Consider the following 18,496-nt stretch of genomic DNA (forward strand, 5'->3'; position numbering starts at 1 on the left):
TTTTTCCTTCTATTCGGCGGCCGTGACCGTCTTCAGCCCAGCCGTGCGCTGGCGGGACGTTTCCGGTCCGGCGGTGGTGACGGCGATCCGGGGCGCCTCGTCGGCATGGCCGGCGAGGTAGTCGGAGAGCGCCTTGCCGAGGATGCCGGCGACCTTTTCGGCCTCCGGAATGCAGCGCAGGGCCGGCTCGCAGCGGAACATCCGCCACGGCCGGACATGGGGCCACATCATCAGCCACGACACCCGCTCGTCGGCCCTCAGGGCCATGGCGATGTCGCCGATCCCCCGCTTGCCGGTCGCAAGGTCCGCCGAGGCGATCTTGGAGAACGGCAGATTGAGGGTGAATGGCAGCGCCACGCCGACACGCATGACCACGCGGCGGTTGGTGACGGTGTACATCGTCGTCCTGTGGACGCCCCAGGCATAGGCCTCCAGGAGGCCGATCAGCACCGCGGCGAAGAGGACCAGCGCGCCGGCGGAAAACGTCGACGCGCCGAGACCGCGACCGTCATAGAGACCGGCCGTGAACGCCCAGGCCGCGAGCACGAGGAAGTAGAACGCGAACCAGCCCGTTTTCATGACGCGCCGGGCAATGGACCGACCGTCGGGCCGGCCCTGCCACAGCATGAACTCGCCTTCCGGAAGCTTTTCGGGAAGACCCTCGACGGGTTCGTATTCGTGCTCGCGCACCTGGTCGAACATCATAGCAGCGGCTCCTGCCGTTCCGGCGTGGCGTAGAGCTGACCGGCGCCGTAGTAGGCAGCGATCTTCTCTTCTTCCAGCCGGCTGACGGCGTCGGGGCTGGCCGTCGTCGGCACGCCGGCGAACTGCTCGGAGGTGACGGCGTGAACGTAGATGTGGCCTGCGCGCACGACGCTGAACGGCATCGGCAGCAGCACCGTGCCGGCGCCTTCGAGCTGAACCTCGAGATAGCGGATCAGGCTGTCCGACTTGTCGACCCAAAGGTCGGTGACGGTGCCCGCGACCTGCTTGTCGCAACCGACGACGGCCATGCCGCGCGGATCCGGATCGTCTTCGACGACCTGGAACTCGTCGGTGGTCCTCAGCGGCACGATGCGGTTGGAGCCGTCCGGGTTCTTCTCCACGATGTCGAGACGTTCGGCATAGGAGCCCGGGCCGATGCTGTCGGCCATCGGATCGCCGGTCGGCACGAGCGGCGAGCCCGGCGCGACGGTGAGCCGCTCGGCGGCAATCGGACGGGTGTCGCGGACCTGGTCCGGGACGGTCTTGGTGCCCTGGTTGTTGAACAGCACGAAGGTCTTGGGCTGCGGCAGGAACAGCCAGGGATCCTTGCTGTACTCGCCGGAAACGTCGGCTTCCAGCGGATAGCCCTCACGCCGGTCTTCCTGACGCAGGTACCAGACGAGGCCGGCGAAAAATGCCCAGAACGCATAAAGCGTCACCTGTGCAACGTCGATATGTGATGTTAACGCTCCGGATTCCATAGCTCTCTCCCGGTTCGCGGTTTCGATTATCCCGGCAACTCGGCCAATCCGAACTGCCGTTGTGTCGCGGCGCTGTGCCGGCGCCGGTAGGTCAACGGGCCCAGCACCACCAGGCTCGCAAATAGCATCATGATTTCAATGTGATAGACGACGCTGTAGCCGACCGTGACGTCGTTGAGGGTGGCCCCCAGCGTGCCCGACATGGCCAGCGAATTGACGACATCGCGCAGGACGCCGCCGACGGCGAGCGCGATGCCGATCGAGGTGGCCTGCACCGCGCCCCAGGCGCCGATGGCAAGGCCGTGATCGGTGTGCTCGCCGAGCTCCATCGCCGCCAGCATGGTGCCGACGGCAAAGAGACCACCGCCGAAGCCGATGACCGCGGCGCCGGCCCTGAACAGGTTCGGCGCCTCCAGCGGCGCGGCAAAGACGACGGCCGAAAAGGCGACGATGCCGGAAAGCGCGCCGATGGCGGCGACCCGATGCATCTCAAAGCCTTTCGCCAAGAGGTGGCCGGCGAGCAGGAAGCCGGTCAGCGTGCCGGCCGCCCAGAGCGCCGTCAGCATGGTCGTCTGGCTGACGGTCAGACCGAGCACTTCGGCGCCGTAGGGCTCCAGAAGCACGTCCTGCATGCTGAAGGCGGCCGTCCCGAGGGCAAGGGCCACCAGCAGGCGGGTGGTGCGCGGGTCGGCGCGGTAGTTGGCGATCGCCTCGCGGAAGCTGAGGGACTCGCGGCTGTGGGCGGTGCGGCTCGGGTCGCGCGCTTCCTGTTTCCACAGCGAGATGACGTTAAGGCCGAGGGTAAGGACGGCGGCGCCCTGGATGACCTGGATCAGGCGCTTGGCGCTGAAGTCGTTGAGCAGGTAGCTGAGGACGAAAGCGCTGCCGATCATGCCGATGAGGAAGACGACATAGGTGAGCGCGACGACGCGCGGGCGCTTGTCCTCAGGCACCAGGTCGGTGGCGAGCGCGAGCCCTGCGGTCTGCGTCATGTGCATGCCGAGGCCGACCAGCAGGAAGGCGAGCGCGGCGCCGGCGCTGCCGGCCCATTCCGGGCCGTTGTTCTGGCTCTGCAGCAGCAAGAGCGCGAAGGGCAGGATGGCAAGGCCGCCGAACTGCAACAGCGTACCGAACCAGATGTATGGCACGCGACGCCAGCCGAGGAACGAGCGGTAGGTGTCGGACTTGTGGCCGATGAGGGCGCGGAACGGCGCGGCGACCACCGGGATCGCCACCATGATGGCGACGAGGCTGGTGGAAACGCCGAGTTCGACGATCATCACCCGGTTGAGCGTGCCGGTGAGGAGCACCGCGGCCATGCCGACGGAGACCTGGAACAGGGCCAGGCGGAGAAGGCGCGAGAACGGCATTTCCGCCGTCGCCACGTCGGCGAACGGCATGAACCGCATCCCTACCCTCTTCCAGAACGCCACCATGCGGGCGTTCGCCTGTCCGACCATGTTCATCGGCGCGACACCTCGATGGCTTGTGACGTGTAGAAGCCGCTCTTGACGCGTTCGCAGAGCCCGACCTGCCAGTCGGCGAAGGCCGGATCGGCGAGCAGGCGCTTGCGGAATTTTTTGGGCGCGGTCGGCTGGATCGAGGGCGCCCGATCGGAGCGCGGGAACAGGCGGCCGGTCATGTGCATGAGGGTCAGCGGCACGGTGCGCGGCGCGAAGGTGCAGACGATCTTCTTGTCGGTGCGGGCAGCGAGCGTCGCCATCGCCTGAACGGCGTCGTCGAGCTTGTAGTGGATCAGCGAGTCCATGGCGACGACGGCGTCGAAGCGGCCGAACTCGGCCGACAGCATGTCGCCGGAATGGAAGGTCACGGAGCCCTTCAGGTCCTCGGCGGCGAGCTTGGTCGCCGCATAGCGCACGATCTCCGGCGACAGGTCGACGGCGACGACGTCGGCGCCGCGGCGGGCGAGTTCCGCCGACATCATGCCGGCGCCGCAGCCCGCGTCGAGCACGCGCCAGCCGGAAAGGTCATTTGGCAGGCAGGAGAGCAGCAGCCCGCGCATCCGGTCGCGGCCGGCGCGGACCGTCTCGCGGATCCGGTTCAGCGGCTCGTCGGTTGCCAGCTTCTTCCAGTGATGGATCGCGGTGCGATCGAAATAGTCCTGGATTTCACTGCGACGCCGGATGTAGCGGGCTTGCTCCATCTTCTTCTTCTTTCTCATTCAAAGCCAAGGAACTCGAAAATGTCGCGATCCTTCATCGGGGTCGCATCGAGTTCCTCCGACCCGGACCAGAGATATTCGGCCAGCTTCAGGTATTCCTGCTGGATCCGCTTGATTTCCGGGGTCTCGTCCATTTCGAAAAGGGTGCGCTTCTTGAGCCGGCTCATCCGCACCGCATCGTCGTCCGGGATGTGGGCGAGGCGCTTCAGGCCGATCGCCTCGTTGTAGCGGTCGATCTGGTCGGTGCTGGCCGAACGGTTGGCGATGACGCCGCCGAGGCGCACGTCGTAGTTCTTCGCCTTGGCCCGGATGGCGGCGACGATGCGGTTCATCGCGAAGATGGAATCGAAGTCGTTGGCGGCGACGATCAGCGCCCGTTCGGCATGCTGCAGCGGCGAGGCGAAGCCGCCGCAGACGACGTCGCCGAGGACGTCGAAGACGACGACGTCGGTGTCCTCAAGCAGGTGATGCTCTTTCAGGAGCTTGACCGTCTGGCCGACGACATAGCCGCCGCAGCCGGTGCCGGCCGGCGGGCCGCCGGCTTCAACACACTGGACGCCGTTGTAGCCGTCGAAGACGAAGTCCTCCGGGCGCAACATCTCGGCGTGGTAGTTGACCTCTTCGAGGATGTCGATGACCGTCGGGATCAACGATTTCGTCAGGGTGAAGGTGGAATCGTGCTTGGGGTCGCAGCCGATCTGCAGGACGCGCTTGCCGAGCTTGGAAAAGGCGACGGAGAGGTTCGACGAGGTGGTCGACTTGCCGATGCCGCCCTTGCCGTAGATGGCAAAGACCTTGGCGCCCTCGATCTCCATGGTCGGGTCGAGCTTGACCTGGACCGATCCCTCGCCGTCCTCGCGGTGCTCGGAGGCAACCTTGGAGCTCTTGGCGCCCTTATCGGCGACGTCCCTGTACGAATACGCGTTCATGCTGCCTCCACGTCGATGCCTTCGAGCCGGTCTTCCAACTCGTCCCCGGCGGCCCTCAGCGCTTCGAGCGTCGCTTCGTCGGGCTGCCAATAATTGCGCTCATGCGCCTCGATCAGCCGGTTGGCGAGCTTGGAGCACGCCTTCGGATTGAGATCGGCAAGGCGGGTCCGCATTTCCTCGTCGAGAATGAAGGTCTCGGTGAGGTTCTTGTAGACCCAGGGCGCGACCTGGCCGGTGGTGGCCGACCAGCCGAGCGTGTTGGTGACGTGGCTCTCGATCTGGCGCACGCCCTCATAGCCGTGCTTCAGGAGGCCTTCGTACCATTTCGGGTTGAGCATGCGGCTGCGAGTCTCCAGCGCCACCTGTTCGGTGAGCGTGCGGACCTTGCCCTTGCCGCAGGTCTGGTCGCCGACATAGACCGGCACATGGCCGCCGCCGGACTTGCGGATGGCCCGGCTGATGCCGCCGAGCGTGTCGAAATAATGGTCTATGGTGGTGATGCCGAGTTCCACCGATTCCAGGTTCTGGTAGGCCGCATCGACGCTCTGCAGGACCTCGCCGAGGAGTTCCTGGCGCTTCACCGGCTTGCCGTCGACGCCATAGGCGAAGCATTTGCGCGAGGTGTAGGTCTCGGCGATCTCGTCCTCGTCGTCCCAGGCGCCGCTGTCGATCAGCATGTTGACGTTGGAGCCGTAGGCGCCGGCGGCGTTGGAGAAGACGCGCAGCGCTGCCTCGTCGAGCGAGCAGTCGTGCCTGGCGGCGTATTCCAGCGCGTGCTTGCGCAGGAAATTCTTCTCCACCGGCTCGTCGGCCGTGGCGGCGAGGTTGCAGGCTTCGGCGAGAAGCTTGGTCTGCATCGGCAGCAGGTCGCGGAAGATGCCCGACAGGGTAATGACGACGTCGATGCGCGGCCGGCCGAGATCGGACAGCGGGATCAGCTCGGCGCCGGCGAGGCGGCCGAAGCCGTCGAAGCGCGGCTTGGCGCCGATCAGCGCCAGGGCCTGGGAGAGGGTCGAGCCCTCGGTCTTGAGGTTGTCCGACCCCCACAGCACCAGCGCGATCGATTTCGGCATTTCGCCACTGTCGCGGATGTGGCGCTCGATCAGCCGGTCGGCCTGTTCGCGGCCGTCTTCGACCGCATAGGCGGTCGGCAGGCGGAACGGGTCGAAGCCGTGCAGATTGCGGCCGGTCGGCACGATCTCCGGTGCGCGGACGATGTCGCCACCGGCAACCGGATGGATGTAGCGGGTGTCGAGGGCGCGAAGGAGCGCTCCGGTCTCATGATCGACCTGCAGGCCCTCGTTGAGGCGGGCGAGCCGCTCCACGGTGACGGCCTTGGCCTCCTCGCCACGGGCGATCGCAACGCGTGTCCCGGCGACGATGGCGTCGATGTCGGCGTCGACCAGGCGGCCCTCCATCATCGCCTCGTTGGTGGCGGCGAGAAGGTCGCGGCGCTCGATGTCGCTCGGCACTTCGCCGACCACATGGAGCCCGTGCGGGATCAGGGTCGTCTCAAGCTCGATGATGCGCTCGTGGATGGCCGGGATCTCGGCCTCGCCGCCGTCGCTCCACTCGGCCTCCTGTTCGGCAAGGTCGACGGTGGCGGCCTGGCTCTGGATGATCTCGGCCAGCTTGCGGCGCTCGCCGTCCTGGCCCGGCGGCAGGGCGCGCCAGCGCTCCACCGAGGCCTTCAGGTCAAGGAGACCCTTGTAAAGACCGGCGTGGCTGAGCGGCGGGGTCAGGTAGCTGACGAGCGTCGCGGCCGAGCGGCGGCGGGCGATGATGCCCTCCGACGGGTTATTGGCGGCGTAGAGATAGTAGTTCGGCAGGGCGCCGATGAGGCGTTCCGGCCAGCACGCATCGGAGAGGCCAACCTGCTTGCCGGGCATGAATTCCAGGGCGCCGTGGGTGCCGAAATGGAGCACGGCGTCGGCCGCGAAGTCGGTCTTCAGATAGGTGTAGAAGGCCGAGAAGGCGTGGGTCGGCGTGAAGGTCTTTTCAAAGAGCAGCCGCATCGGGTCGCCCTCGTAGCCGAAGGCGGGCTGGACGCCGACGATGACGTTGCCGAAGTCAGCCCCGAGCACGAAGATGCCGGCGCCGTCGGTCTGGTGGCGGCCGGGCGCCGGGCCCCACTGGGCCTCGATCTCGGCGAGATACTTCTCGCGCGCCACATGGGTCTCGGCGGGAACGCGGTGGAGTACGTTGGCGGCCGTGCCATGGCGCTCCGAATTGCCGATCAGGATGCGGTCGCGCAGCGCATCGGCGCTCTCCGGCAGGTCGACCGTATAGCCCTCCGCCTTCATCGCCTTCAGGGTATTGAAGAGCGACTGGAAGACCGACAGATAGGCGGCCGTGCCGACGGCCCCGCCATTGGGCGGGAAGTTGTAGATGACGATGGCGACGCGGCGATCTTTCCTGGCGCTGCGGCGCAGGCGGATCAGCTTTTCGACCCGGTCGGCGAGGCGCTCGGCGCGGTCCGGCTTGCAGACCATGTCGCGCTCGGACTTGATCTCGGCGGCGCCGGAACGGCCGCCGAAGATCAGCGATCCGGAGGCGCCGTCCATTTCCGGCAGCGCCACCATCATCGTCGTTTCCACCGGCGAGAGCCCCAGATCGGAGTCGAGCCACTGCTCGAGGGTCTGGAACTCGATCGCGAAGGCGGATAAATAGGGCACGTCCAGCTCAGCGAGCATGGCTTCAGCGGCGGGAGCGTCGTTGTAAGCGGGACCACCGACCAGCGAGAAGCCGGTCAGAGAGACGACCGCGTCGACTATCGCTTGGCCATCCTTGAGAAAGAATCGCTCGATGGCCGGACGTGCATCGAGGCCGCTTGCAAAGGCGGGGACAACCTTAAGCCCGCGAGCCTCGAGTGCGCTGATCACGCCGTCATAGTGCGCCGTGTTGCCGGCGAGCACATATGACCGCATGACGAGGAGTCCCACCGTGCCGGTGGCGGATTTGGCGCAGACCTTGCGCTGGAACGCGGCAAGGTCGTCCGTCACCCGCTCCTTCAGCACGGGGTGGTAAAGACCGGTGTCGGGGTAGTTGACCGGATCGGCCGGCTTGACCAGCTTGCGCAATCCGGCGCGCGGCCCCGACGCATATCGCGAAATCAGAAAGCGGACGAGGTTGGTCAGGTTCTCGTCGGACCCGGCGAGCAGGTATTGCAGGGTGAGGAAATAGGCGCGGACGTCCTGCGCCTTGCCGGGGATGAATTTCAGGATCTTCGGGATCGCCCTCAGCACCTTCATCTGGCCGTGGCCGGCGCCGCCGGAGCCCTTGGAGCCGCCGCGCAGGCGCTTCAGGAGCCCCAGGATGCCCGTCGTCGGCTTCGACATGTTGAAGTCGCCGATGCGGGTCAGCTTGACGATCTCCGCGCCCGACAGGCAGCCGACGACGCAGTCGCACGCATCGCGGCGCGCCTCCAGCGACGGCCGGATGGCCCGGCTGTGGTCGTCGAGGAAGATCATGCTGGCGACGATGATGTCGGCGGTCTCGATGTCGGCGCGGCAGCGCTCGGCGGCGGTCTGGTCTTCGCCCCAGCCGGCCAGCGCGTGGATGTTGAGTTCCAGGCCCGGAATCTCGCGGCGCAGGGTCGCGCGGGCACGGTCGATGGCGCTCGTCATGTGATTGTCGAGCGTCACGAAGGTCACGCGGATCGGCGTCGCCTTTCCGGATCCCTTCCGGGCCTCTGCGTCAGCGGGCAAAATGGGCTTTTGCATCGTAGAGTGTCTCGATCGTAATCACATTGACGCCGGTCTCGTCGGCGAAGCGCTCCGTGTTGCGGCGGGCCTTGCCGCGCACGAAGAACGGGATCTTCTTCAGTTCCTTTTCCGCCTCGGGGGTCCAGCGGGCGGCAGCGCCGTCGGGGCTGTCGGTCGTGTCGGGTGTGGTTTCTTCAGGCGCCGCGGCGGCCTCGAAGGCGGGCTGCTCGGCGCGAATGGCAGCGCCCTGCCCGCCCGCGCCACGGGCGGCGTTGACGGCGGCCAGGTGCGAGGCGCCGGTGTCGTCGTGGAATTCGAAATCCTCGCGGAACATGCCGAGGAGATGCTCTTCCAGGCCCATCATCAGCGGGTGGACCCAGCTGTCGAAGATGACATTGGCGCCCTCGAAACCCATCTGCGGGGCGTAGCGCGCCGGGAAGTCCTGGACGTGCACCGGGGCGGAGATGACGGCGCAGGGGATGCGCAGGCGCTTGGCCGTGTTGCGCTCCATCTGGGTGCCGAGCACCAGTTCCGGATGGGCCTCGACGATCGCCTCCTCGACGTCCAGATGGTCGTCGGAGATCAGCGGCTCGACGCCGTATTTGCGGGCCGCCGCGGTGATGTCGCGGGCGAAATTGAAGCTGTAGGTGCCGAGACCGCAGACCTTGAAGCCGAGTTCTTCCTCGGCGATGCGGGCGGCGGCGAGCGCATGGGTGGCATCGCCGTAGATGAAGACCCGCTTGCCGGTCAGGTAATTGCTGTCGACCGAGCGCGCGTACCAGGAGAGCCGGTCGGCGTCGGTCGCGAGCGCCTCGGCGGGATCGACGCCGGCGAGTTCGGCGACTTCCCGGATGAATTCGCGCGTCGCGGTGACGCCGATCGGCACGGTGCGCACGATCGGCTGGCCGAATTCGCGCTTCAGCCAGTTGGCCGCCGTCTCGGCGATCTCCGGATAGAGCACGACATTGAAGTCGGCGGCCGGAAGCCGGGTGAGATCAAGCGGCGAGGCATCGAGCGGGGCAACGACGTTGATTTCGACGCCCAATGATTTCAGCAGCTTCTTGACCTCGACGATGTCGTCGCGGTTGCGGAAGCCGAGGGCGGTCGGGCCCAGAATGTTGCAGGAGGCCGGTGCGCCCTCTTGCCTCGCCGGCTTCTCGCGTCCGCCGGCAAAGCCGCGGACCAGCCGGTAGAAGGTCTCTGCCGCGCCCCAGTTTTCCTTGCGCTGGTAGGAGGGCAACTCCAGCGGCACGACGGGCACGTCGAGGCCGAGCGCCTTGGCGAGACCGCCCGGGTCGTCCTGGATCAGTTCGGCCGTGCAGGAGGCGCCGACCAGGATCGCCTGGGGCTTGAAGCGTTCCACCGCTTCCCGGCACGCGTCCTTGAAGAGTTCGGCGGTGTCCTTGCCGAGATCGCGGGCCTGGAAGGTGGTGTAGGTGACCGGCGGGCGCGTGCGGCGGCGCTCGATCATGGTGAAGAGCAGATCGGCGTAGGTGTCGCCCTGGGGCGCGTGCAGCACGTAGTGGACACCCTTCATGGAGGCGGCGATGCGCAGCGCGCCGACATGGGGCGGTCCCTCATATGTCCAGACGGTGAGCTGCATCGCCTAGACCTCCACCTTCAGCGCGGCACGGCGCCGCAGCGGACGGGCGAACAGCTCGGCGAGGTCGCCGGCCTGCTCGTAGCCCTGGATCGGGGTGAAGACGAGTTCGATCGACCACTTCGTCGCGTAGCCCTCCGCCTCGAAGGGATTGGCAAGGCCGAGGCCGCAGACGATGAGGTCCGGATCGGCCTCGTGGCAGCGGTCGATCTGGCGCTCCACGTCCTGGCCCTCGCTGAGGACCACGTCCTCCGGCAGGAGATCGAGTTCGGCGGCAAGGTGCCGGCGGTGGAGATAGGGGCTGCCGATCTCCGTCAGCCCCATGCCCGCCTCGCGGCTGAGGAACCGGGCGAGCGCCGGCTCAAGCTGCGAATCGGGGAAAAAGAAGATGCGCTTGCCGGAAAGGGTCTCGGCATAGCTTTCAAGGGCCTTGCGGGCGCGTTCCCGGCCCGGCGCGGTCACCGCCTCGAAGCGGGCGGGGTCGACGCCGAAGGCATCGGAAGCGGCCTTCAGCCAGGCTGTCGTGCCCTCCTCGCCGAGCGGGAAGAGCGCGGGAATGTGCGTTGCGCCGCGGCGCTCTAGCTTCTTGGCCGCCTCGTTGAGGAACGGCTGCGCCAGCAGAAAGCGCGTATTCGGCCCGATCGCCGGCAGCCGGTCGCTGCGGCGGGTCGGCAGGAAGGCGACGTTTTCGATGCCGAGCGCCTGGAAGATGCGCGAGAACTGGTCTTCGACGACGTCGGCGAGCGAGCCGGCGACGACCAGCGAGGGGGCGGCGTCGGCCTCGGCAACCGGGCATTCGTCGACGAGGGTCGCAAGAAAGCTGTCCTCGCCTTGCGTGAAGGTGGTCTCGATGCCGCTGCCGGAATAGGCGATGACCCGGCGATCCGGCGCATGTTCACGATTAAGACGTTCCGCGGCACGGGAGAGGTCGAGCTTGATCACCTCCGACGGGCACGAGCCGACGAGGACCAGCATCTTGATGTCCGGACGGCGCTTCAGGAGCCGTTCGACGACGGCGTCGAGCTCGTCGTGGAGGTCGGCCATGCCCGAGAGGTCGCGTTCCTCGATGATGGCGGTGGCAAAGCGCGGTTCGGCGAAGATCATGACGCCGGCGGCGGACTGCATCAAATGGGCGCAGGTGCGCGAGCCGACGATCAGGAAGAAGGCGTCCTGCATCTTGCGATGCAGCCAGATGATCGACGTCAGGCCGCAGAAAACCTCGTGCTGGCCGCGCTGGTGGATGGTCGGTTCGCGGCCCGCGGCCGGCGCATCGCAGCGCGCGGCGGTGTTGGACAAAACCGTCTGGGAGGTCGGCCGGTTCATGGCGCGGCCTCGAGCGGTACGGCACGCATTTCGGCGTCGCGCCGGGCCATGCGCAGCTTCCACAGGAACTGGCCGGCGTTGATCACATATGTCGCGTAGGCCGCAAGGGCCAGGAGCAGAAGTGGGGTCGGCGACAACAGATCGAGCCCGAGGGCCAGGAGATAGGCGGTGTGCAGCGTCAGCACCGCCATGGAGAACACGTCCTCCCAGAAAAACATTCGTGCAAACAGGTACTTGCCGAAGACGTCCTTTTCCCAGATCGAGCCGGTGATCATGATCGCGTAGAGCGTCAACGTCTTCAGGACGATCGACAGATTCGCGCCCCACAGGCCCTCGCCGGTCAGGAAGTAGCGGATGATGAGGATGAGGCTGACGAAGAAGACCAGGAACTGGATCGGGGCGAGGATGCCCTGCACCAGCGTCCAGGGCGAGGCGTCCCGCCGCCGGCGTTCTTCCGGCGTGTACAGCATGACCTGCGATTTCCCTGAATTCGCGGCAACCTTCATGGTCCTGCGGGTGACCGCCTCCCTCACTCCTGCTGGCAAGGACTCTAACGCCGCGACAAACGAAGTGTCAACTTCATTTGACGTTAATAGCGATTTACATTCGACGTTCGATGGGACATTGTTGGGAGGCTTCCGCGCACGGTCGTCGACCGTGGGCTCGGCGCGCCGGACGGGCTCCCATGGAGGGTGCCGCCCCCCTCGTCGGCCTTGACCAGCACAACACGTCAGCGCGGGTGGCGACCGAGGCCGCTTCGTATTGGGGGCGCTATGATTTTATCCCTCAAAAGGGCTCCTGACGGCAACAGCTATCACACGGTCGCTGCCGCAGAAACCGGATTACTACGGAAGGCCGGAGCCGGCCGCGTGTGCCCGGACGGGGAACCGGCCGGCGCTTGCGAGCCGCCTCATGCGCGAGCGCGCGCGGGCGCGCGTTCTTCACGGAGGGGGCTTTCGCGCCCCGCTCCGACACCCCATGTGACAATTCGCGCTGACACCGGGCCAGGCCCGGCGACAGGCGCGGTGCGCCGCGGCGCGCTGCCGCCGGACGCCAGCCGGCCGGAGGCCCGCACGCGCTGTCGCAGACGGCCGGCCCTGCCGGCACAGAAATGACGCGGAGACGACGTCGAAGACCATGAGCGACCGGGCCGAAAAAACGCGCTACAGGCCATTCAGCCGCCCGTCGGAGTGGTTCCACGACGTCGACCATGTCGCCGCCGCCGAGCTTGCAGCCGTCGGCTCCGACATCGCGCTCATCCTTTCCGAGAGAGGCGAGGTGGAGGACGTGTCCTACGCCAACGCCAGTCTGCAACCCTACGCTCCGGACAAATGGATCGGCCGCCCCTGGGAGGCCACCGTGACAAGCGAAAGCGTGGACAAGGTGCGGACGCTGCTCTCGGACATCACCGCCGCCCGGTCGACCCGGCGCCGGCAAATCAACCACCCCAAAGAAGGGCTCCCCGACCTGCCGGTCAACTATGCCCTGGTGGCGATCGACGGATCCTCCTCCACGGTCGCCCTCGGCCAAGACCTTCGAAAGATAGCTGACATGCAAAGCCGGATGGTACAAAACCAACTCGAAATGGAGCGGGAATACCGCGACCTCCGTCAGGCCGAAACCCGCTACCGCATGCTCTTTCAACTGATCGCCCAGCCGATGTTCATCGTCGACGGCGACCTGTTGCGCATCCTCGACGTCAACCGGGCGGCGGCCGAACTGGTCGAGCGACCAAGCAGCCGGCTGGTCGGCGAAACGGTGACGACGCTGTTCCGGCGCGGCGCCCGCGAGGACATCGACGCCGTGCTCGAAGCAGCCCAGCGCCAGGGCACCGCGGACAGCCTGGAAGTGCGGCTCGCCAACCAGGACGGCTCCTACGCGATGACCGTGCAGCCGTTCCGCGACGACGGCAAGGTCAACCTGCTCGTGCGCCTGCGCCAGGTGACCCGCGAGGGCGAGGAGACCGATTCTGATGCGTTCGATCCGCAGGGCCTGATCTGGGAGCTGCCGGAGGCCGTCGTTGTCACCGACGGCGAGGGCATCGTGGAGCAGCCGAACGACCAGTTCCTAAATATGGTCAAGGCCGTGACCCGGGAACACGTGATCGGCCGCAACCTCAATTCCTGGGTCGGGGCAGCGGCGATCGACATGCAGCTTTTGATGTCGAACTTGAAGGAAAAGGGCGAGGTCCGCTCCTTCTCGACCGTCATCCGCGACGATTTCGGCAAGGCGATCCCGGTCCGCATCGCCGCCAAGCGGCTGACCGGGCCGCGCTCCTCGCGCATCGGCTTCCTCATTTCCGAGGCGACCGGCGACAGCGGCTATCCGTCGGTGACCGGCGCCCTGCCCTACGAGCCGTCGAATTTCGGCGAGCTGGTCGGCCGGGTGCCGTTGAAGGAGCTCCTGCGGGAGGCCTCCGACATCATCGAGAAGCTGTGCATCGAGGCGGCGTTGCGCCAGACCGGCAACAACCGCGCCTCGGCCGCAGAAATGCTCGGCCTCAGCCGGCAGAGCCTCTACATCAAGCTGAAGCGCCACGGCGTCGGCGCCCCGGAAGCGGAGTAGGGTCCGCCGTCAAAAGGTCCGTTCGGGCGCCGGCAGGGTGGGCATCGGGCTTGCATTTGTCACGCCCGATGGACATCTGGCGCCGTCCCTCAACCGGAAAAACCTATTTTCGGGCAATATTTTGCAGGGAGGTTGCTGCTGCGGCGTTCGCGCACATCCATAAGTGTCATTCTGAATTGACACTTTTTTGGATCGCTCCTAGCATTTCGCCATGGATGCTTACCGGGTTTCCCAGGAATTGCCGAGGGTTCCGACCGTCGGCGCCACCATTCAGCTGCTGAAGCCGATCACCTGGTTTCCGCCGATGTGGGCCTATGCCTGCGGCGTCGTCTCCGCCGGCGCCTTCACGGCGGAGCGCTGGTGGTTCGTGATCGGCGGCATTCTGCTCGCCGGCCCGCTGCTGTGCGGCACCAGCCAGGCGGTGAACGACTGGTTCGACCGCCATGTGGACGCCATCAACGAGCCGGACCGGGTGATCCCGTCGGGCCGGATGCCGGGGCGCTGGGGGCTCTATGTGGCGATCATCGCCAGCGCGCTGTCCATGGTCGTTGCCGCGCTGCTCGGCGCTGCCGTCTTCTGGGCCGCCTTGATCGGCCTGGCGCTTGCCTGGGCCTACAGCGCGCCGCCGTTCCGGCTGAAGCAGAACGGCTGGTTCGGCAATGCCGCCGTCGGCTTTTCCTATGAGAGCCTGCCCTGGTTCACCGCCGCCGCCGCCGCCCTCGGCGGCCTGCCGCCGGCGGAGATCATCGCCGTTGCGCTCCTTTACGGCGTCGGCGCCCACGGCATCATGACACTCAACGATTTCAAGTCGGTCGAAGGCGACACCCAGCACGGGCTCGCCTCGCTGCCGGTGCAGCTGGGCGTTTCCAATGCCGCGCGCTTTGCCTGCCTCGTCATGGGCGGCTCGCAAGCGGCCGTGATTGCGCTTCTCCTCATCTGGCAGCATTTCTGGGCGGCCGGCGTCGTCGGCCTGGTGCTGGCGATCCAGATCGGCTGCATGGTCCACATGCTGAAAAGCCCGAAGGAGCGCGCCGTCTGGTACTCGGCGATCGGCGTCGGGCTCTATGTCAGCGGCATGATGGCGACCGCCATCTCGCTGAGGACGCTGACCGTCGCATGACGGCTTTCTGAAGGAGCGGACAACAGCAATGGCGTCGTTGGCGAAGGGGACTCGCGACGGACTTGGTTGGATCGGCATCCTGAGGCTCGGGCTGGTGCAGGCGAGCCTCGGCTCCATCGTCGTCCTCACCACCTCGACCCTCAACCGCGTCATGGTCGTGGAACTGGCGCTCGCCGCCGCCATTCCGGGCGCCCTCGTCAGCCTGCACTACGCCGTGCAGATGCTGCGCCCGGTCTGGGGCTATGAATCCGACATCGGCGGCGGCCGCACCCGCTGGATCCTCGGCGGCATGGCGATGCTGGCGCTGTCCGGCACCGGCGCGGCGGCCTCGACGATCCTCTTGGAAACCCATTTCTGGCTCGGCCTTTCCACCGCCATCGTCGCCTTTGCCTTCATCGGCTTCGGCATCGGGGCCGCCGGCACTTCGTTGCTAGCCCTGCTTGCCAGCCGCACCGCGCCGGAACGGCGGCCTGCCGCGGCGACCATCGTCTGGATGATGATGATCGCCGGCATCGTGGTCACCGCCGTCACCTCCGGCCATTTCCTCGATCCCTATTCCCATGCGAAGCTGATCACCATTACCGCCGTCGCCGGCACGATCTCCTTTGCCCTTGCCGCCATCGCCGTCGGCCGGCTGGAAAGCCGCACCGTGGAACAGGTCGTCCATGACGACGATCCGAATGCGCCGAAGCCGACCTTCTGGGAAGCGTTGCGAGAAATCTGGGACGATCCGGAGGCACGGCTCTTCACCATATTCGTCTTCGTTTCCATGCTCGCCTACTCCATGCAGGACCTGATCCTGGAGCCCTTCGCGGGCCTCCTCTTCAACATGCAGCCCGGTGAGACGACCCAGCTTTCCGGCAACCAGCACAGCGGCGTCTTCCTCGGCATGGCGACTGTCGGCATCGTCGGCAGCCTCTGGCCCGGCAGAAAGTCCCTCATCCTGAAGATGTTCACCGTCGTCGGCTGCATCGGATCGGGCGTCGCGCTGGCGCTCTTGGCCCTTGCCACCACCTTTGCCCCCGACTGGCCGCTGTGGGTCAACATCTTCGCCCTTGGCTACGCCAACGGGGCCTTCGCGGTGGCCGCCATCGGCACGATGATGGTGCTGGCGGGTGCCGGCGTGAAATCGCGCGAGGGCATCCGCATGGGCCTGTGGGGTGCGGCGCAGGGGATCGCCTTCGGCCTCGGCGGTTTCGCCGGCACCGTCACCATCGACTTCGCGCGCTATCTCACCGGGGACGTCGGCATTTCCTATGCCTGGGTGTTCTCCGGCGAGGCGGCGCTGTTCCTGATCTCCGCCGTCATTGCCAGCCGGCTCGCCATGGCCGGCGCGCCGGCCGCCGCCATTGCGGCACCGGCAAAGGACGAGCGGAGCGACCTCCAACCGGCGGTGTAGGAAAATGACCAAGGATTTCTTCGATACCATCGTTGTCGGCGGCGGGCCGGCCGGCGCCACCGCGGCGCACGAACTGGCCCGCAAGGGCCGGGCCGTCCTCCTCGTCGACCGCGAGGGCCGCACGAAACCCTGCGGCGGCGCCATTCCGCCGCGAGCGGTGCGCGATTTCGACATCCCGCCGCACATGCTGACGGCGCGGATTGCCGCGGCCCGCATGGTCTCGCCGTCGAACAAGACCGTCGACATGGAGATCACCGGCACCGGCTATGTCGGCATGGTCGACCGCGACGTCTTCGATCCCTGGCTGCGCCAGCGCGCAGCAGAAGCCGGTGCCACCCGCATCGCCGGCACCTTCACCGGCGCCACCCAGAACGCCGACGGCACGGTCACCGTGCAGATCCGTGAGAAGGACGACGGCAAGGCCGTCCGCGAGTACAAGGCTCGGACCCTGATCGGCGCGGACGGCGCCAACTCGCCGGTGCGGCGCGCGGTCTTCGGCGCCAACGTCAAGCCGCCCTTCGTCTTTGCCTATCACGAGATCGTCCGCTCGCCGGACACCGCCAACGACAATTTCAATCCGACCCGCTGCGACGTCATCTACAAGGGCGAGATCTCGCCGGATTTCTATGGCTGGATCTTTCCGCACGGGCCGGCGACCAGCATCGGCTGCGGCAGCGCCATCAAGGGCTATGACCTGAGGGCCGCAACCCGGCGCCTGCGCGAACAGGCCGGCCTTGCCGACTGCGAGACGCTGCGCGAGGAAGGCGCCCCGCTGCCCCTGAAGCCGCTGAAGCGCTGGGACAACGGTCGCAACGTTCTCCTTGCCGGCGATGCGGCGGGCATCGTTGCCCCCTCCTCCGGCGAAGGCATCTACTACGCCATGCTGGGCGGCCAGCTTGCCGCCGAGGCGGTCGAGCAACTGCTCGTCACCGGCGAGGTCAAGGCGCTGAAGAGCGCCCGCAAGCGCTTCATGAAGGACCACGGCCGGACCTTCTTCATCCTGCGCGTCATGCAGACGATCTGGTACCGCAACGACAAGCGGCGCGAGCAGTTCGTGAAGATGTGCCGGGATCCGGACGTGCAGCGGCTGACCTGGGAGTCCTATCTCAACAAGAAACTCGTCAAGCGCGAGCCGATGGCGCATTTGCGCGTCTTCGGCAAGGATTTGCAGCAACTCTTTGGCCTGTCGCACCGCTGAAACGCTCTGGCAGGCGCCATCACTTTTCAATGGAGCAGAGACGCCGCCCCGCCTTCGTGCGGGGCGGCGGTTTCCGTTTTCGGATAGTCTCTTGGGCGGCATCGCCGACAGCCGGCGACCGGCCATCCCGCCAACGAGGTCAAAACCATGCCGGAGAGCGTCTCCGCCTTCCTTAATTCACCGGTCATCGCCGACATCGTGCTTGCGGTGCTGATCGGCGAGACGCTGGCCGTGGCGCTGTTCCTGAAGCGCCGGCGACCGCGGCTGGCCCGCTCCGTCGCCCTCAACGGGCTGTCCGGCGCGTTCATCCTGATGGCGCTGAGGGTGCTGTGGAACGGTGGCGACGGGGCGCTGATATGCGCCTTCCTCGCCGCTTCGTTCGTCGCCCATCTCACCGATCTGGTGAAAAGGCTCAACGAATAGGAGCCCGGCAGGACGCCGGGCTCACGGTCTTTCGATTGCAGGACCTGGCGGCGGTCAGGACTGGCTTTCGAGCGCGCCGCCATGCTTGTTCATCTGCCAGACCTGCCAGTTCAGCAGCGCCGCGGCGGAGACCCAGACCAGGTACGGCGCGAACATCAGCGCCGCCCACATGGAAATCGGCCAGGCGAGCGCGATGAACAGCGCCACCAGGACCCAGAGCGCCGAGACGTTCATCATGCCCCAGTCCATACGGCGCTTGCCGAAGAACATCCACGACCAGGTGCCGTTGAGGAGGAGCTGGGCGAACCAGACGACCATGACGAGGCTTGGCCCAGCCTCGTTCCAGACCATCCAGCCGGCAACGGCGATCAGCGCATAGAGCGGCGTCCAGACCACGGGGAACACCCAGTTGGGCGGGTTCCAGCGCGGCTTGTCGAGCCGGGCGTACCAGTCGTCGGGCTTGAAATAGGCGCCGCTCGACGCGGCCAGCATCACGAAGATGGCGAAGGGAATGAAATTGAGCATCGGCAATCCTGAAGATGGGTCCGGAATCGGAGGGAGGCGTGGTCACGCCGCATCGCCACTAT

15 protein-coding genes are annotated in these 18,496 nt (G+C 66.6%); 5 read left to right on the plus strand and 10 right to left on the minus strand.

The features are described from left to right. Positions 1-9 precede the first annotated feature (9 nt). From puhB to bchF, 9 genes are read right to left on the minus strand one after another with little or no spacing between them, the layout of a single operon-like run. The gene (gene puhB, locus M2319_RS10545) at positions 10-705 is read right to left on the minus strand and encodes a photosynthetic complex putative assembly protein PuhB (protein WP_264601418.1); all 696 of its coding nucleotides are present in this window, start codon (positions 703-705) and stop codon (positions 10-12) included. Further along, positions 702-1,466, minus strand: a complete 765-nt coding sequence (puhA, locus tag M2319_RS10550; protein ID WP_264601419.1) for a photosynthetic reaction center subunit H — start codon at positions 1,464-1,466, stop codon at positions 702-704. Before puhA ends, puhB begins: the two co-directional genes overlap by 4 nt. Before the next feature lie 26 nt (positions 1,467-1,492). Further along, positions 1,493-2,932, minus strand: coding sequence for a BCD family MFS transporter (locus M2319_RS10555; protein ID WP_406682093.1), 1,440 nt, complete (start codon positions 2,930-2,932; stop codon positions 1,493-1,495). Next, positions 2,929-3,630, minus strand: coding sequence for a magnesium protoporphyrin IX methyltransferase (gene bchM, locus M2319_RS10560; protein ID WP_264601420.1), 702 nt, complete (start codon positions 3,628-3,630; stop codon positions 2,929-2,931). Before bchM ends, M2319_RS10555 begins: the two co-directional genes overlap by 4 nt. Positions 3,631-3,644: 14 nt before the next feature. After that, positions 3,645-4,577, minus strand: a complete 933-nt coding sequence (gene bchL / locus M2319_RS10565) for a ferredoxin:protochlorophyllide reductase (ATP-dependent) iron-sulfur ATP-binding protein (RefSeq protein WP_264601421.1) — start codon at positions 4,575-4,577, stop codon at positions 3,645-3,647. Then, positions 4,574-8,299 carry a magnesium chelatase subunit H gene (locus M2319_RS10570; protein ID WP_264601422.1) on the minus strand — a complete coding sequence of 1,242 codons (3,726 nt, stop codon included), beginning with the start codon at positions 8,297-8,299 and terminating at the stop codon, positions 4,574-4,576. Before M2319_RS10570 ends, bchL begins: the two co-directional genes overlap by 4 nt. Continuing rightward, complete coding sequence (gene bchB / locus M2319_RS10575) at positions 8,274-9,884, minus strand: ferredoxin:protochlorophyllide reductase (ATP-dependent) subunit B (protein WP_264601423.1); 1,611 nt, start codon at positions 9,882-9,884, stop codon at positions 8,274-8,276. Before bchB ends, M2319_RS10570 begins: the two co-directional genes overlap by 26 nt. 3 nt (positions 9,885-9,887) lie before the next feature. Continuing rightward, complete coding sequence (locus M2319_RS10580; protein WP_406682103.1) at positions 9,888-11,177, minus strand: ferredoxin:protochlorophyllide reductase (ATP-dependent) subunit N; 1,290 nt, start codon at positions 11,175-11,177, stop codon at positions 9,888-9,890. Between the two features lie 23 nt (positions 11,178-11,200). Next, positions 11,201-11,674, minus strand: coding sequence for a 2-vinyl bacteriochlorophyllide hydratase (gene bchF, locus M2319_RS10585; RefSeq protein WP_319801781.1), 474 nt, complete (start codon positions 11,672-11,674; stop codon positions 11,201-11,203). Positions 11,675-12,341: 667 nt separating this feature from the next. Here bchF and ppsR point away from each other — a divergent pair. The 5 genes from ppsR (at position 12,342) to M2319_RS10610 (ending at position 17,909) form a co-directional block, all read left to right on the plus strand. Next, on the plus strand, positions 12,342-13,769 hold the full coding sequence (ppsR, locus tag M2319_RS10590; protein ID WP_264601426.1) for a transcriptional regulator PpsR: 1,428 nt from the start codon (positions 12,342-12,344) through the stop codon (positions 13,767-13,769). A 211-nt stretch (positions 13,770-13,980) separates the two neighbouring features. Then, positions 13,981-14,889, plus strand: a complete 909-nt coding sequence (gene chlG / locus M2319_RS10595) for a chlorophyll synthase ChlG (RefSeq protein WP_264601427.1) — start codon at positions 13,981-13,983, stop codon at positions 14,887-14,889. Between the two features lie 28 nt (positions 14,890-14,917). After that, on the plus strand, positions 14,918-16,288 hold the full coding sequence (locus tag M2319_RS10600) for a BCD family MFS transporter (protein WP_264601428.1): 1,371 nt from the start codon (positions 14,918-14,920) through the stop codon (positions 16,286-16,288). 4 nt (positions 16,289-16,292) lie between these two features. After that, the gene (locus tag M2319_RS10605) at positions 16,293-17,486 is read left to right on the plus strand and encodes a geranylgeranyl diphosphate reductase (RefSeq protein ID WP_264601429.1); all 1,194 of its coding nucleotides are present in this window, start codon (positions 16,293-16,295) and stop codon (positions 17,484-17,486) included. 147 nt (positions 17,487-17,633) lie between these two features. After that, complete coding sequence (locus M2319_RS10610; RefSeq protein ID WP_264601430.1) at positions 17,634-17,909, plus strand: hypothetical protein; 276 nt, start codon at positions 17,634-17,636, stop codon at positions 17,907-17,909. A 54-nt stretch (positions 17,910-17,963) separates the two neighbouring features. Here M2319_RS10610 and M2319_RS10615 read toward each other — a convergent pair whose 3' ends face one another. Continuing rightward, positions 17,964-18,434: a TspO/MBR family protein gene (locus tag M2319_RS10615; RefSeq protein ID WP_264601431.1), complete on the minus strand. Its 471-nt coding sequence runs from the start codon at positions 18,432-18,434 to the stop codon at positions 17,964-17,966. Positions 18,435-18,496: the final 62 nt, after the last annotated feature.

It is taken from the genome of Rhodobium gokarnense, assembly GCF_025961475.1.
Classification (GTDB): Bacteria; Pseudomonadota; Alphaproteobacteria; order Rhizobiales; family Rhodobiaceae; genus Rhodobium; species Rhodobium gokarnense.

Excerpts from the sequence above, each read along its gene's own strand:
- chlG (WP_264601427.1), top strand. The coding sequence starts at position 13,981 with ATGGATGCTTACCGGGTTTCCCAGGAATTGCCGAGGGTTCCGACCGTC.
- M2319_RS10605 (WP_264601429.1), top strand. The coding sequence starts at position 16,293 with ATGACCAAGGATTTCTTCGATACCATCGTTGTCGGCGGCGGGCCGGCC.
- bchL (WP_264601421.1), bottom strand. The coding sequence starts at position 4,577 with ATGAACGCGTATTCGTACAGGGACGTCGCCGATAAGGGCGCCAAGAGC.
- bchM (WP_264601420.1), bottom strand. The coding sequence starts at position 3,630 with ATGGAGCAAGCCCGCTACATCCGGCGTCGCAGTGAAATCCAGGACTAT.
- M2319_RS10555 (WP_406682093.1), bottom strand. The coding sequence starts at position 2,932 with ATGAACATGGTCGGACAGGCGAACGCCCGCATGGTGGCGTTCTGGAAG.
- ppsR (WP_264601426.1), top strand. The coding sequence starts at position 12,342 with ATGAGCGACCGGGCCGAAAAAACGCGCTACAGGCCATTCAGCCGCCCG.
- M2319_RS10610 (WP_264601430.1), top strand. The coding sequence starts at position 17,634 with ATGCCGGAGAGCGTCTCCGCCTTCCTTAATTCACCGGTCATCGCCGAC.
- puhA (WP_264601419.1), bottom strand. The coding sequence starts at position 1,466 with ATGGAATCCGGAGCGTTAACATCACATATCGACGTTGCACAGGTGACG.
- puhB (WP_264601418.1), bottom strand. The coding sequence starts at position 705 with ATGATGTTCGACCAGGTGCGCGAGCACGAATACGAACCCGTCGAGGGT.
- M2319_RS10600 (WP_264601428.1), top strand. The coding sequence starts at position 14,918 with ATGGCGTCGTTGGCGAAGGGGACTCGCGACGGACTTGGTTGGATCGGC.
- bchB (WP_264601423.1), bottom strand. The coding sequence starts at position 9,884 with ATGCAGCTCACCGTCTGGACATATGAGGGACCGCCCCATGTCGGCGCG.
- bchF (WP_319801781.1), bottom strand. The coding sequence starts at position 11,674 with ATGCTGTACACGCCGGAAGAACGCCGGCGGCGGGACGCCTCGCCCTGG.
- M2319_RS10570 (WP_264601422.1), bottom strand. The coding sequence starts at position 8,299 with ATGCAAAAGCCCATTTTGCCCGCTGACGCAGAGGCCCGGAAGGGATCC.
- M2319_RS10615 (WP_264601431.1), bottom strand. The coding sequence starts at position 18,434 with ATGCTCAATTTCATTCCCTTCGCCATCTTCGTGATGCTGGCCGCGTCG.